This window comes from Comamonas endophytica, from assembly GCF_023634805.2.
Lineage (GTDB): Bacteria > Pseudomonadota > Gammaproteobacteria > Burkholderiales > Burkholderiaceae_C > Comamonas > Comamonas endophytica.
The window spans coordinates 1,283,148-1,296,640 of record NZ_CP106881.1; the positions used below are offsets into that span (position 1 = coordinate 1,283,148).

A 13,493-nucleotide genomic window follows, 5' to 3' on the forward strand; every position below is an offset into this window, starting at 1 on the left:
GGGCGAACGGCTCACATGTTCACGCTGAATCCTCAGCGGGGGGCCCGCTACCCTTCGACGGAGCTGCCCAGGCAAGCTCCGAGCGCGCGGACCAAAAAACTGTTCGTCCTGAGCCTGTCGAAGGATGAACGGCCGCCCTCTCAAATGCCCCGCCTCACCGATAAACCGACTCTTCCCCCTCCGGCCTGGTCTTGAACCTCTTGTGCACCCAGTAATACTGCTCCGGCATCGTATTGATCCAGTATTCCAGCTCGCGGTTCATGCGCGCCGTGTCGGCCACCGCGTCGGCCGTGGGGAAGTCCTTCCAGGCCGGGGTGATCTGCGCGACGTAACCCTCGGGCGTGAGCCGCGTGTACATGCCGATGACCTTGGCCCGGCCCAGGCGCGCGAAGCGCGACAGCGAGGGGATGGTGGCCGCCGGCACGCCGAAGAACGGCACGAACACCGAGTCGTTGCGGCCGAAGTCCATGTCGGGCAGCAGGTACAGCAGCCCGCCCTGGCGCAGGCTGGAGATGATCGGCTTGACGCCGTCGGCGCGGTTGAGCATGCGCACGTCGCCGAAGCGCTGGCGCCCGCCCATGAACCAGTCGTCGATGTCCGGGTTGGGGTGGGTCGAGAAGATCGAGGTGAAGGCGCGGGTGGTGTTGAGCGGCAGCGTCAGCCCGCCCGCGTCCATGCTGTAGAAGTGCGGCGCGAAAACGATGGTCGGCGTGTCGCCTTCGAGCTCATGCAGTGCGCCTTCGAGCTTCACGCGCGCGCGCACCACGGATTCGGGCGCCGACCAGAGCCAGCCCCGGTCCAGCCAGGTCTGGCAGAACACGACGAAGTTGCGCCGCGCCAGCGCCTTGCGCTGTGCAGCGGTCAGCTGCGGAAAGCACAGCTCGAGGTTGCGCAGCGCGATCCGGCGCCGCGGCACCGCCGCCACGAACAGCAGTTGCCCGAGCAGCCAGCCCAGCGCGCGCAGCCAGCGCAGCGGCAGGCGCCCGAGCAGGCCCATCAGCCAGACACCGAAGCGCGCGCTCATGGCGCCACCTGCGCGGCGGGTTGCTCGGCGCGCGGCTGCTTGTAGCGCGCATAGCCCCAGAGGTACTGCGAAGGGCTCTGGCGTATCACCTGCTCCATGGCCTGGTTGAGCTGCAGCACAGCGGTCTCCAACGAATCTGACAAAGGCAAGGGCAACTCCTCGAAATGCATCACATAGCCGCGCCCCCAGGAGCGGCGCTCGCAGCGGGCGACGATGACGATCGCGCCGGTCTGCTGCACCAGCCGCGCTGCCAGCGTCATGGTGTAGGCATCGCGGCCGAAGAAGGGCGACCACAGGCCCTGCCCTTCCGGCGGAACCTGGTCGGGCAGCAGGCCCACGGCCTCGCCGCGGCGCAGCGCCTTGATCATCTGGCGCACGCCCGACAGCGTGGTCGGAACGGCCTGGACGCCGGGGCGGTTGCGCACGGTCTCCATCACCCGGGCCAGCCACGCCTGGCGCGCGGGCCGGTACAGGATGGTGATCGGGCCGTACTTCGGTCCCCAGCGCTGCGCGGCCGCCTGCACCGAGAGCTCGAAGCAGCCCAGATGCGGCGTGAGGAACACGATGCCGCGTCCCTGGGCCCAGGCGCGCTCGACGCGCTCGGGCTCGATCATCTCGCAGTGCGGCAGCTCGGGACGCAGCCACAGGCGCGGCAGCTCGGCCACCAGGCGCCCGGCATGGCCCACGGCGGCGGCGATCTCGCCAAACCGGTAGCCGGCCTGGCGCGCATTGTCCAGGAAACGCTGGCGGTAGGTGCCCGACAGGGCAAAGACCAGCCACCCCATGGCGGCACCCAGACCATGCAAAAGCCCCAAAGGCAGCAGCGAGAACAAACGAAACAGGCTTGGCATTAAAATAGACGGGTCGCTGAGTTAAATGAGCAACTTGCAGGGCGACGTAAAACAATTCTGCTAAAGCGTTCGCCGGGCTCCGTCAGCTTGGGCAACGCCTCACAAGCTGAACACAGGAGTTTATTCAATGGCGAACGATTTTCTTTTCACTTCGGAATCTGTTTCTGAAGGGCACCCCGACAAGGTGGCCGACCAGATCTCCGATGCGATCCTGGATGCCATTTTCACCCAAGACCCCCATTCGCGTGTGGCGGCAGAGACGCTGACCAACACCGGCTTGGTGGTTCTCGCCGGCGAGATCACGACCGGCGCCAATGTCGACTACATCCAGGTGGCGCGCGACACCATCAAGCGCATCGGCTACGACAACACCGATTACGGCATCGACTACAAGGGCTGCGCGGTGCTCGTGGCCTATGACAAGCAGAGCCAGGACATCGCCCAGGGCGTGGACCACGCCAGCGACGACGAGCTCGACACCGGCGCTGGCGACCAGGGCCTGATGTTCGGCTACGCCTGCGACGAGACGCCCGAGCTGATGCCCGCGCCGATCTACTACGCGCACCGCCTGGTCGAGCGCCAGGCGCAGCTGCGCAAGGACGGCCGCCTGCCCTTCCTGCGCCCCGACGCCAAGAGCCAGGTGACGATGCGCTATGTGGACGGCAAGCCGCACAGCATCGACACCGTGGTGCTGTCCACCCAGCACAGCCCCGACCAGTCGGAGTCCGCCACCCGCATGAAGGCCAGCTTCACCGAGGCCATCATCGAGGAGATCATCAAGCCGGTGCTGCCCAACGCCTGGCTGAACGACACGCGCTTCCTGATCAACCCCACGGGCCGCTTTGTGGTGGGCGGCCCGCAGGGCGACTGCGGCCTGACCGGCCGCAAGATCATCGTCGACACCTACGGCGGCGCCTGCCCCCATGGCGGCGGCGCCTTCTCCGGCAAGGACCCGACCAAGGTCGACCGCTCGGCCGCGTATGCCGCGCGCTACGTCGCCAAGAACATCGTTGCCGCGGGCCTGGCACGCCAGTGCCAGATCCAGGTGGCCTATGCCATCGGCGTGGCGCGCCCGATGAACATCACCGTGTATACCGAAGGCACGGGCGTCATTCCCGACGAGCAGATCGCCAAGCTCGTGGCCGAGCATTTCGACCTGCGCCCCAAGGGCATCATCCAGATGCTCGACCTGCTGCGCCCGATCTACGGCAAGACCGCGGCCTACGGCCACTTCGGCCGCGAGGAGCCCGAGTTCACCTGGGAAAAGACCGACAAGGCAGCGCTGCTGCGCGACGCCGCCGGACTGCGCTGAACGCAGGGCGTGCAAGCGCCGCCGCTTCGACAAGGCCTGCCATGCGCAGGCTTTTTTCATGGGCGCGCAGGAAGGCTTGTCCTACGCCAGCAGCGCTGCCCGGCCCACATTCGTCCCCTGGCGCGAGCGATAACGTAGCACCTGCAACGCCGGCACTTTGACCGGCGGAAAACCTAGGAAAACACCATGCTCAAATACGCCATCATCTTTGCCGTCATCTCGCTGCTGGCCGGCGCCCTGGGCTTCACCGGCGTCGCCGCCGGTGCGGCCGGTATCGCCAAGGTACTGTTCATCGTGTTCCTGATCCTGGCCGTCATCTTCGTCGTGATGGCCGTCCTGGGCATCGGCGCCGCGCGCAAGGCCCTGAAGTAGTCATCCACCCTCCCGGCGCGTGACTGCGCCGGGAGGCCTGGAATCGCGACGCGGCGGCCGAGGGCAGGTCTACACTGGCCTTTTGCTGCTTGCGTCCGTTGCCCATGCCTTCATCCATCCAGCTTCTGGTCATCGACCCGCAGAACGATTTCTGCGATCTCCCTCCCGAGTACTGCCCTCCCGGAACGCACCCCAGCCTCGCGGTCACGGGAGCGCATGCGCAGATGCAGCGGCTGGCGCGCTGGCTGCGCCAGCAAGGTGCGCATATCGATGCCATCACCGTCACGCTGGACTCGCATCAGCGCTTCGACATCGGCCACCCGGGTTTCTGGATCGATGCCGATGGCGGCGAAGTGCTGCCCTTCACGAACATCACCGCCGCCCAGGTGCGCGCCGCGCGGTATCTGCCGCGCGAAGCCGGCTCCCTGCCCCGGGTCCTTGGCTATCTCGATGCGCTGGAACGCCTGGGCCGCTACACGCACATGGTCTGGCCCGTGCATTGCGAGCTCGGCAGCTGGGGCCATGGCATCCATGCCGACCTGCTTGCCGCCTGCGGCGCCTGGCAGCTCGAACGCCAGCGCGCCGTGCGCCATGTGCTCAAAGGGATGAACCCTTTCACCGAACATTACAGCGCGCTGAAGGCCGAGGTCGAAGACGCTGCCGATCCCTCCACTGCGCTCGATACCGCCCTGCTGGAGCAGCTGGCGCAGGCCGAACTGCTGGTCGTTGCCGGCGAGGCCAGCAGCCACTGTGTGCGCGCCAGCGTCGAGCACCTGGTGGAGCACCTGCCGGCCGGCCATGCCCGGCGCCTGGTGCTGCTGACCGACTGCATGGGGCCCGTTGCCGGTTTCGAATCCGCCGAACAGGCCTTCTTCGGCGACATGCTGGCCCGCGGCGTGCAATTCGCCACCAGCGGCGCCCTGAAGCTTGCCGACTGAACCGCCCATGCCACCCATCATCACCAGCCTGCTCGACACCGACCTCTACAAGTTCACGATGTGGCAGGCGATGCTGCATCGCCATCCGCAGACCCAGGCGCATTACGAATTCGTCTGCCGCAGCACGCCCGAATACCCGCTGGCCGAGCTGCTGCCCGAGGTCGAGGCCGAGCTCGATGCGCTGTGCCGGCTGTCCTTCGCCAGGGACGAGCTGGCCTATCTGTCCTCGCTGCGCTTCATCAAGAGCGACTTCATCGACTTCCTGCGCATCTTCCGCTTCCAGCGCGCCTTCATCGAGGCGCGCGCCGAGGGCGATAACTTGACGATCGTAGCGAACGGCCCGCAGGTGCATGTGATGGGCTTCGAGATCTATGTGCTGGCCATCGTCAACGAGCTGTATTTCCGCCGCTTCGATGCCCAGGCCGCGCTGCGCGAGGGGCGCGCGCGGCTGGAGCAGAAGGTCGGGCGGCTCAAGGCGCTGGCCGCGGGCACGCAGCGCCGCCACCCCTTCGAGATGTTCGACTTCGGCGTGCGCCGGCGCTTTTCCGGACCCTGGCAACGCGAGGTGGTGCAGCGCTTTGCCAGCGAGGCGCCGCAATGGTTCAAGGGCACCTCCAACGTGCTGCTGGCGCGCGACCTGCGGCTGGTGCCCATCGGCACCATGGCGCATGAATACCTGCAGAGCTACCAGGCGCTGGGCGTGCGGCTGCGCGACTTCCAGAACGCCGCGCTCGAGGACTGGGTGCAGGAATACCGCGGCGACCTGGGCATCGCGCTCACGGACACCGTCGGCATGAACGCCTTCCTCAAGGACTTCGACCTGTATTTCGCCAAGCTGTTCGACGGCCTGCGCCATGACTCGGGCGACCCCTTCGAATGGGGCGAGAAGGCCCTGGCGCACTACCGGCGGCTGCGTATCGACACGCACGGCAAGCGGCTGGTGTTTTCCGACGGCCTGAACCTCGACCGCGCGCTGCAGCTCTACGAGCGCTTTGCCGACCGCGTCCAGCTGGGCTTCGGCATCGGCACGCAGCTGACCAACGACATGGGCCTGACGCCGCTGAACATCGTCATGAAGCTGACCCATGCCAACGGCCAGCCCGTGGCCAAGATCTCGGACAGCCCGGGCAAGACCCTGTGCACCGATGAAACCTACCTGGCCTATCTGCGCCAGGTGTTCGACATCCCCGACCCCGGGCCGGTGTCCCACTGAACAAGGAGCTCCCATGCTGCGCATCACCCTGGCCCAACTCAACTACACCGTGGGCGACATCGAAGGCAACGTGCAGCGCATGCGCGACGCCGCGCGCCAGGCGCACGAGGACCGGGCCCATATCGTGGTCTTCAGCGAACTCTCGCTGTGCGGCTACTACCCCGGCGACCTGCTGGACGAGCCCTGGTTCATGGAGCGGGTGCAGGAGGGGCTGGAGCAGCTGCGCAGCGCCTCGGCCGAATATCCAGAGCTCCACTGGGTGGTGGGCGCGCCGACGCGGGCCAAGACCCCGGGCCGGCCGCTGCACAACAGCCTGCTGGTGCTGCAGGGCGGCAAGTTGCGCCTGCAGTACGACAAGCAGCTGCTGCCCAGCCACAACATCTTTGCCGAACGCCGGCATTTCGAGCCTGGTCCGGACGTCGCCAAGGTGCTGCGCATCGGCCACATGCAGGTCGGCTTCATGATCTGCGAAGACGGCTGGAATGACAGTGGCGACGACTACGCGATCAACCCGCTGCAGCGCATGGCCGATGCCTCGCCAGACCTGCTGATCAGCATCAACGCCAGCCCGAGCCACCTCGGCAAGCGCGAGCTGCGCCACGAGGTCTTCAGCGCGGTCGCCAGCCGCCATGGGCTGTCGCTGCTCTACGTCAACCAGGTCGGCGGCCACGACCAGATCATCTTCGATGGCGCCTCGTTTGCCAGCGAGCCCGAGCATGGCGTGGTGCTGGAGACGCCGCGCTTCGAGGAGTGCGTGACGACGCTGGTGTTCGAGGAAGGGCGCTTCGGCCGCGCCGATGGCCAGCCGCTGGGGCCCGTGCCCGCCGAGGGCCTGCCGACCATGGAGTTCTATCGCCAGCAGATCGTGCTGGGCCTGCGCGACTACGCGCGCCGCTGCGGCTTCACCCAGGCAGTGGTCGGCAGCTCGGGCGGTATCGACAGCGCGCTGACGCTGGCGCTGGCGGCCGAGGCGCTGGGCCCGGAGAATGTCGTCGGCATCACCATGCCCTCGGTCTTTTCCTCGGCGGGCTCGGTCGATGATTCGGTGGATCTGGCCAGGAACCTGGGCATCACGCTGCACCGGCACCCGATCGGCGAGATCGTGGACCGCTATGCCGAGGAATTCGAGCGCAGCTTCGGCCAGCCGCTGCAGGGCCTGCCGCTGGAGAACGTGCAGGCGCGCATCCGCGGCACGGCGCTGATGGAATATTCCAACGCCTTCGGCCACCTGCTGCTGACGACGGGCAACAAGTCGGAGGTCTCGGTAGGCTACTGCACGCTGTACGGCGACACCAACGGCGGCCTGGGCCTGCTGGGCGACCTGTACAAGACGGAGGTGTTCGCGCTGTCGCGCCACATCAATGCCACGGCGGGGCGCGAGCTGATCCCGCAGGCGGTCATCGACAAGCCGCCGTCGGCGGAGCTTGCGCCGGGGCAGAAGGATGAAGACAGCCTGCCGCCCTATGACGTGCTGGACGAGATCCTCAAGCTGCTGATCGAGGGCCCGCACCTGCACCGCGACGAGTACGCCAGGGTGCGCCAGTTCGTCGACCAGCTGCTGCAGCAGCCCGAAGGGCGGGCACTGGTGGAGAAGGTGCAGCGCATGATCCACCGCAGCGAATACAAGCGCCGCCAGTCGCCGCCGATCCTGCGCGTTCGGCCACGGGCTTTTGGCACGGGCCGCCAGATGCCCATTGCTGCTCGCTACCCTTGACGAGGGCGGGGATTTTTGGCCCAGAATGGCGGATTGCGCCGCGCATCCGCATTCAGAGAAAGCACCATGATCCCATCCGCTGATCCCTCCCCCCATACCGCCGTCCTGATCGGCCGCTTCCAGCCCTGGCACAACGGCCATATGGCGCTGCTGCAGGCAGCGCTGGCGCAGGCCCGGGAAGTGATCGTGGTGCTGGGCAGCGCGCACCAGGCGCGCAATCCCAAGAACCCCTTCACCTGGCAGGAACGCGCGGCCATGGTGCAGAGCGCACTGGCGCCGGCCGAGCGCGTGCGCGTGCACTGCATTCCGGTGCGCGACCATTACGACGAGGAGCGCTGGGTCGCGGCGGTGCGCCAGGGCGTGCAGGCGCTGGTGCCGGCGGGTGCGGCCGTCGCGCTGGTGGGCCATTTCAAGGACCACAGCAGCAGCTACCTGCAGCGCTTCCCCGGCTGGACGCTGCTGAGCCTGCCGCGGCTGGGTGCGTTCGACGGCACGCCGCTGCGCGAGAGCTACTGGAACTTCGACGATGCGCCCCGCAGCGAGGTGCTGGCCGCGCTGGCGCCGCAGGTACCCGCGCCGGTGCTGGATTTCCTGCAGTCCTGGATGGACACGCCGGACTACGACGCCATGCGGGAGGAAGCCGCGATGCTGCGCAGCTACCATGCCTCCTGGGCCAGCGCGCCCTACCCGCCGGTGCTGGTGACGGTCGATGCCGTCATGCTGTGCAACGGCCATCTGCTGCTGATCGAACGCGGCCATGCGCCGGGCAAGGGCCTGTGGGCGCTGCCCGGCGGCTTCGTGGAGCCGCGCGACACCCTGTGGCAAGCCTGCCTGCGCGAGCTGGAGGAGGAAACCGCCTGCGCCGTCGATGCCGCGATGCTTGCGGCCGCGCTGCAGGGCGTGCGGGTATTCGACCACCCCGACCGCAGCCTGCGCGGCCGCGCCATCACCCATGTGCATGTGTTCGACCTCGGCAACCGCGCGCAGCTGCCCGCCGTGCAGGGTGGCGATGACGCGGCGCTGGCGCGCTGGGTGCCACTGGCGCAGGTGCCGGCACTCGAGACGCGGTTCTTCGAGGACCATTTCCATGTGGTCCAGAGCTGTCTCGAAGGCTTTTGCGCCATTCGCCTGCCGGTCTGACCTTTCCTCCATCCGCAAGCCGCGGCGTCTTTGCCCGGCTGCCTGCCAGCGCCTTCCATGCCCGAACTGCTCATCCGCCCCGCCACCATCGAAGACACCAGCCAGATCCTGCGCTTCATCCGCGATCTGGCCCTATATGAAAAAGCCGAGCACGAGGTGCTGGCCACGCCGGAGCACATCCGGCGCACGCTGTTTTGTGCCGATCCCAAGGTGCATGGCCTGGTGTGCATGGACGGCGACCAGCCGCTGGGATTTGCCGTCTATTTCTTCAACTATTCCACCTGGCAGGGCCGGCATGGCCTGTACCTCGAAGATCTCTATGTCGCACCCGAGCAGCGCGGCCGTGGCGCGGGCAAGGCGCTGCTGGCGCACCTGGCGCGCATTGCCGTCGAAGCCGACTGCGGCCGTTTCGAATGGAGCGTGCTGGACTGGAATGCGCCCTCAATTGCCTTCTATGAAAGCCTGGGAGCGGTCCCTCAAGACGAGTGGGTACGCTACCGCCTGACGGGCGAAGCCCTGCACCGGCTTGCCCTGCAGGCGAAGTGAAGCACTGACTCCTGCAGGACTTTCAACCACCTGACACATGGCTTGCACTCGTTAACCAAAAACCGGCTGTGGTCGGCAAAGTCCTACATTCCAGGGTTTTCCAGGAGCGCACCATGCACTTGCGTTGATTGATTTCCAGTCAGCGATTCAACCTTTTGGAGATATGACTATGGTTCAGCAAACAAACCAGGGCAACAACCAAAACAACCAGAACAACAAGTCGCAGAAGCAGCAGGAGCAGCAAGGCGGCATGGGCCAGCAGCAAGGCGGCAAGAGCTCGTCCACCGGACAGCAACAGCAGTCCAACAACAACCAGGCCAACAACAACCAGAACAATCAGAACAACCGCCAGCAGCGTTGATTCTTGATCTGGACTGGGGACTGCGAAGTCCTCGACAAAAAGGGCCCTGCAGGGCCCTTTTTCCTATCTGGCAGCAGCGGCTGCCAGCACATTTCGCGCCTCAGGCGGGCTGCAGTGCCCCGTAAGCCTGGCGCAGCGCCTCGATCGAAGCCTGCTGGCTCTGCGCATACAGCGCGATCTCGTCGGCTACGGGCGCCTGCAGCGCTGCCTCGAACAGCTCCTGGGCGGCATTGGCCGCATAGCTCTTTTGTTCGGTGCCGCCCAGGTTGGACTGGAAGATGCCGGCCGCGCTCACCGGCAGGAAGTCTTCATAGACGATGGGGCGCGCCTCGACGATGCCCTGGCGCAAGAACGCCTCCAGGTCGAATGTGGCGCCGCTGCCCGCGGCCTGGTCGAATGCCGCCTGGTCGCGCACCGCATAGCGGAAGAACGCCAGCTGCTGCTCGCGCATGGCATCGAGATCGTCGGGAAACTCGGCAAACGCCGCCGCCAGCCGCGACCCGTAGTCGCCGGCCGTGCTGCCGGCGTTTTCCATCGAGCGCACCCGGGCCAGCAGGCGGTCGTAGAGCGCGCGTCCGGCGCTGGTCAATGCCGCGCCGCGCTGCTCGATCTCGCCAAAGCGCGCGGTGTGCGCGCCGGGCATGCCGTCGCCGGCAAACACGATGGCTTCTTCGAGCGCCTTGAAGCTGGTCTGGCGCAGCAGGATCGGGTGGCGCCGGCGTGGCGGGCCCTCGACCACGTCCTTGGCGGCCACGCCGCGGCGCGGCATCTCGGCCTGGGCCGCGTCGATGTCCAGCGTGCGCGGCGTCAGGTGGTTGATGTGCGGGCCCTTGAACGACACCACGTCGGCGACCAGCCGGTGCGCCGCGCTCAGCTGCTGGTGGGTGGCATGGTCCACGGTGGCTTCGCCATGCCAGCGGAAGGTCTGCGTGACCTCGCGCACGAATTCGGCGGCCTGTTGCGCATCGAGCCCGCCCGCGGCCTCGCACTGCTGCAGCAGCTCCAGCGCGCGCGGCGTGAAGATGCGCCGGCGCGCGAGGATTTCGGCGGCCTGGGCACGCAGCGCGGGATCGGCGATCAGCTCCAGGCGCAAGAGCGAGGTGAAGACGCGGAAGGGGTTGGTGCGCAGCGCTTCGTCGTCGATGGGGCGGAAGGCCGTGGAATGCACCGGCACGCCGGCTACAGACAGGTCGTAGTAGCCCACGGGGTGCATGCCCATGACGCGGAAGACGCGGCGCATGGTGGACAGTTCCTCGGCAGTGCCCAGGCGGATGGCGCCATGGCGCTCGAGGTCGATGCGCTCGAGCTCGCCTGCGGCCTGCAGCTCGCGCCGCATCTCGGGGTTCTGCTCGAGCGTGGCACGGTTGATGTCGGCCACCAGATCGAGCAGCGTGCCGTATTGCGGCACTTCCTGGCGGTACATGGCCGACATGGATTGGGAAAACAGATCGCGGATCTGGTCGGAGTGCATGAAGGAAGGCATGGGAATCAAAGGTTCACAGCGGGTCAGGCGCTCAGCACGCGGCCCGGGTTCAGGAGGTTGTGGGGATCGAGCGCACCCTTGATGGTGCGCATCAGCGCCAGCGCCGTCGGCGACTTGTGCTGCGGCAGCTTGTGCAGCTTGAGCTCGCCGATGCCATGCTCGGCCGAGATCGAGCCGCGGTACTTGCTCACGGTGTCATAGACGATGGCGCTGATGCGCTCCTCGTGCTGCGCGACGAAAGCCTTGGCATCGATGCCGGCCGGCGCCTGGATGTTGTAGTGCAGGTTGCCGTCGCCCAGATGGCCGAAGTTGACGAAGCGGATGCCCTCGAAGGCCGCGGCCAGCGCGGCGTCGGCCTCGCGCACGAACTCGGGGATCAGCGAGATCGGAATCGAGACGTCGTGCTTGACGTTGAAGCCCTCCTCGACCTGCGCCAGCGTGATGCTCTCGCGGATGTGCCAGAGGTCATGCGCCTGGCGCAGGTTCTCGGCGATGATCGCGTCGGCCACCAGGCCCTGCTCGAACGCCTGTTCGAGCATGCCCTCGAACAGGCCGCGCGCATGGGCCTCGGATTCGGCGTCCGACAGCTCGATCAGCACGCACCAGGCCGTTTCCTGCCACATCGGCACGCGCAGATGCGGGTAGTGCTTGTCTACCAATCCGAGCGCGAACTGGTTCATTACCTCGAAGCCCGTGAGGCTCGCGCCCAGGTGCTTGTGCGCCATGCCCAGCAGGCTGCAGGCGTCCTCGAGCGAAGGCACGGCGGCCCAGGCCGTGAGCATGGCCGCGGGCTTGGGGTACAGGCGCAGCGTGGCGGCGGTGATCACGCCCAGCGTGCCTTCGCTGCCCACGTAGAGGTCGCGCAGGTCGTAGCCGGTGTTGTCCTTGCGCAGGCCCGAGAGCCCGTCCCAGACCTCGCCCTGCGCCGTCACCACCTCCAGGCCCAGGCACAGGTCGCGCGCGTTGCCGTAGCGCACCACCTGGGTGCCGCCGGCATTGGTCGCGAGATTGCCGCCGATGGTGCAGCTGCCCTCGGCGCCCAGGCTCAGCGGGAACAGGAAACCGGCCTGGTCGGCGGTCTCCTGCAGTCTCTGCAGGATGAAACCCGCCTCGACGGTGATGGTCATGTTCTGCGGATCGATGGCGCGCACCGCCGCCATGCGGCGCAGGCTCAGCACCACCTGCGTGCCCGAGGCATCGGGCACCGAGCCCGCGACCAGGCCGGTGTTGCCGCCCTGGGGCACCAGGGACACGCGCGCTGCCGCGCAGGCCTGCACCACGCGTGCCACCTCCTCGGTCGAGCCCGGGCGCACCACGCACAGCGCCTTGCCCTGCGCGCGCCGGCGCCAGTCCTGCTCGTAGCCCTGCAGGTCATCGCCGGTCAGCACATTGCCGGCGCCGACGATGGCGGCCAGCGTGGCGACGATCTCGGAATCCAGGACGCTCATTGCTTCTCCAGTTTCGCGGCCTGCACGATGCCGGCCCAGTGCTTGAATTCGGTGCGCGTGTAATCGCGGAACGCCGCCGAGCCCATCTGGCGCGGCTCGCCGCCCAGCGCCGCGACGCGCGCCTTGAAGTCGGTGCTGCCGGCGACCTTGAGCAGGGCCGCCTCCACCTTCTGGACCACGGCGCGCGGCGTGCCCTTGGGCGCCAGCACGCCGTTCCAGGTGGCGGTGACGAACGTGGGGAAACCGCTTTCCTTCATGGTCGGCACGTTGGGCAGCAGCGGCAGGCGCTCGGCCGAGGTCACGGCCAGCGGCTTGAGCTTGTTGCCCTGGATGAAGGGCAGCGCCGGCGTGATGTTCTCGAAGATCAGGTCGATCTGCCCGCCGATCAGGTCGGTCAAAGCCGGCGCGCTGCCCTTGTAGGGCACATGCACCAGCTCGGCGCCGGTCGCACTCTTGAACAGCTCGCCCGACAGATGCACCGTCGAGCCCGTGCCCGGCGAGCCATAGCTCAGGCCGGTGCGGCGCTCCTTGGCATGGGCCACCAGCTCGGCCACCGACTTGACCGGGGTCTTGGCTTCGTTGACCACCAGCACGTTGGGAATGGAGGTGATCAGCGCGACGTATTCGAAGTCGTCGAGCGTCTTCTCGCTCTGGTTCTTGTAGAGGCTGGGATTGATGGCCTGCGTGCCGGCGGTGCCAAACAGCAGCGTGTAGCCGTCATTGGCGGAAGTTGCCACGCGGCTGGCGCCGATCGAGCCATTGGCGCCGGGAATGTTCTCCACCACCACCGGCTGGCCCAGGGATTCCGTGAGGCCCTGCGCCGCCAGGCGCGCCACCACATCGGTATTGCCGCCCGGGGCGAAGGGCACCACCAGCTTGATCGGGCGGCTGGGGAAGTTGTCGGCCATGGCCAGGGTGGGCAGCGCCAGCGCGGCGCCCAGCAGTGCGGCCGAGCGAAGGAAATGTTTGCGCGAAAGGATCTGGGGCACGGTGTCTCTCTCTCTAGTTGTACTGCAGCGGTCCATCATCGGCAGCCGCTGCATTGGCGTCAATCAATGCTTTGGAACCCAGGCATTCGCAAATGGAATGAC

Annotated in this window: 13 protein-coding genes; 8 read left to right on the forward strand and 5 right to left on the reverse strand. The window is 67.1% G+C overall.

Going from position 1 to position 13,493, the window contains the following annotated elements; translation table 11 throughout:
* Nucleotides 1-154: 154 nt before the first annotated feature.
* Together M9799_RS05710 and M9799_RS05715 are read right to left on the reverse strand one after the other, a co-directional pair.
* On the reverse strand, nucleotides 155-1,024 hold the full coding sequence (locus tag M9799_RS05710) for a lysophospholipid acyltransferase family protein (RefSeq protein ID WP_231043405.1): 870 nt from the start codon (nucleotides 1,022-1,024) through the stop codon (nucleotides 155-157).
* Entirely contained in the window at nucleotides 1,021-1,875 is an 855-nt protein-coding gene (locus tag M9799_RS05715; RefSeq protein WP_231043404.1) for a lysophospholipid acyltransferase family protein, read from the reverse strand. Before M9799_RS05715 ends, M9799_RS05710 begins: the two co-directional genes overlap by 4 nt.
* A gap of 127 nt (nucleotides 1,876-2,002) precedes the next feature.
* Here M9799_RS05715 and metK point away from each other — a divergent pair, with 127 nt between their 5' ends.
* The 8 genes from metK (at nucleotide 2,003) to M9799_RS05755 (ending at nucleotide 9,471) form a co-directional block, all read left to right on the forward strand.
* Nucleotides 2,003-3,187 carry a methionine adenosyltransferase gene (gene metK, locus M9799_RS05720; protein WP_231043403.1) on the forward strand — a complete coding sequence of 395 codons (1,185 nt, stop codon included), beginning with the start codon at nucleotides 2,003-2,005 and terminating at the stop codon, nucleotides 3,185-3,187.
* Between the two features lie 186 nt (nucleotides 3,188-3,373).
* A complete protein-coding gene (locus M9799_RS05725; protein ID WP_231043402.1) occupies nucleotides 3,374-3,559 on the forward strand; it encodes a DUF1328 domain-containing protein in 186 nt (61 codons plus the stop codon).
* A 104-nt stretch (nucleotides 3,560-3,663) separates the two neighbouring features.
* The gene (locus M9799_RS05730) at nucleotides 3,664-4,497 is read left to right on the forward strand and encodes a cysteine hydrolase family protein (protein WP_231043401.1); all 834 of its coding nucleotides are present in this window, start codon (nucleotides 3,664-3,666) and stop codon (nucleotides 4,495-4,497) included.
* Between the two features lie 7 nt (nucleotides 4,498-4,504).
* Nucleotides 4,505-5,710, forward strand: a complete 1,206-nt coding sequence (gene pncB, locus M9799_RS05735) for a nicotinate phosphoribosyltransferase (protein WP_231043400.1) — start codon at nucleotides 4,505-4,507, stop codon at nucleotides 5,708-5,710.
* 13 nt (nucleotides 5,711-5,723) lie between these two features.
* On the forward strand, nucleotides 5,724-7,424 hold the full coding sequence (locus tag M9799_RS05740) for an NAD+ synthase (protein ID WP_231043399.1): 1,701 nt from the start codon (nucleotides 5,724-5,726) through the stop codon (nucleotides 7,422-7,424).
* Between the two features lie 66 nt (nucleotides 7,425-7,490).
* Nucleotides 7,491-8,564, forward strand: a complete 1,074-nt coding sequence (locus M9799_RS05745; protein WP_231043398.1) for a bifunctional nicotinamide-nucleotide adenylyltransferase/Nudix hydroxylase — start codon at nucleotides 7,491-7,493, stop codon at nucleotides 8,562-8,564.
* Nucleotides 8,565-8,621: 57 nt separating this feature from the next.
* Nucleotides 8,622-9,110 (forward strand): GNAT family N-acetyltransferase, encoded by a 489-nt coding sequence (locus tag M9799_RS05750; RefSeq protein WP_231043397.1) that lies wholly within the window; start codon nucleotides 8,622-8,624, stop codon nucleotides 9,108-9,110.
* Between the two features lie 169 nt (nucleotides 9,111-9,279).
* Nucleotides 9,280-9,471, forward strand: coding sequence for a hypothetical protein (locus tag M9799_RS05755; RefSeq protein WP_231043396.1), 192 nt, complete (start codon nucleotides 9,280-9,282; stop codon nucleotides 9,469-9,471).
* Between the two features lie 100 nt (nucleotides 9,472-9,571).
* Here M9799_RS05755 and hglS read toward each other — a convergent pair whose 3' ends face one another.
* The 3 genes from hglS to M9799_RS05770 are packed head-to-tail and all read right to left on the reverse strand — an operon-like array spanning nucleotide 9,572 to nucleotide 13,391.
* Nucleotides 9,572-10,954, reverse strand: a complete 1,383-nt coding sequence (hglS, locus tag M9799_RS05760; RefSeq protein ID WP_231043395.1) for a 2-oxoadipate dioxygenase/decarboxylase HglS — start codon at nucleotides 10,952-10,954, stop codon at nucleotides 9,572-9,574.
* Between the two features lie 23 nt (nucleotides 10,955-10,977).
* The gene (locus M9799_RS05765) at nucleotides 10,978-12,402 is read right to left on the reverse strand and encodes an FAD-binding oxidoreductase (protein ID WP_231043394.1); all 1,425 of its coding nucleotides are present in this window, start codon (nucleotides 12,400-12,402) and stop codon (nucleotides 10,978-10,980) included.
* Nucleotides 12,399-13,391, reverse strand: a complete 993-nt coding sequence (locus M9799_RS05770) for a Bug family tripartite tricarboxylate transporter substrate binding protein (RefSeq protein ID WP_231043393.1) — start codon at nucleotides 13,389-13,391, stop codon at nucleotides 12,399-12,401. Before M9799_RS05770 ends, M9799_RS05765 begins: the two co-directional genes overlap by 4 nt.
* Between the last annotated feature and the right edge of the window lie 102 nt (nucleotides 13,392-13,493).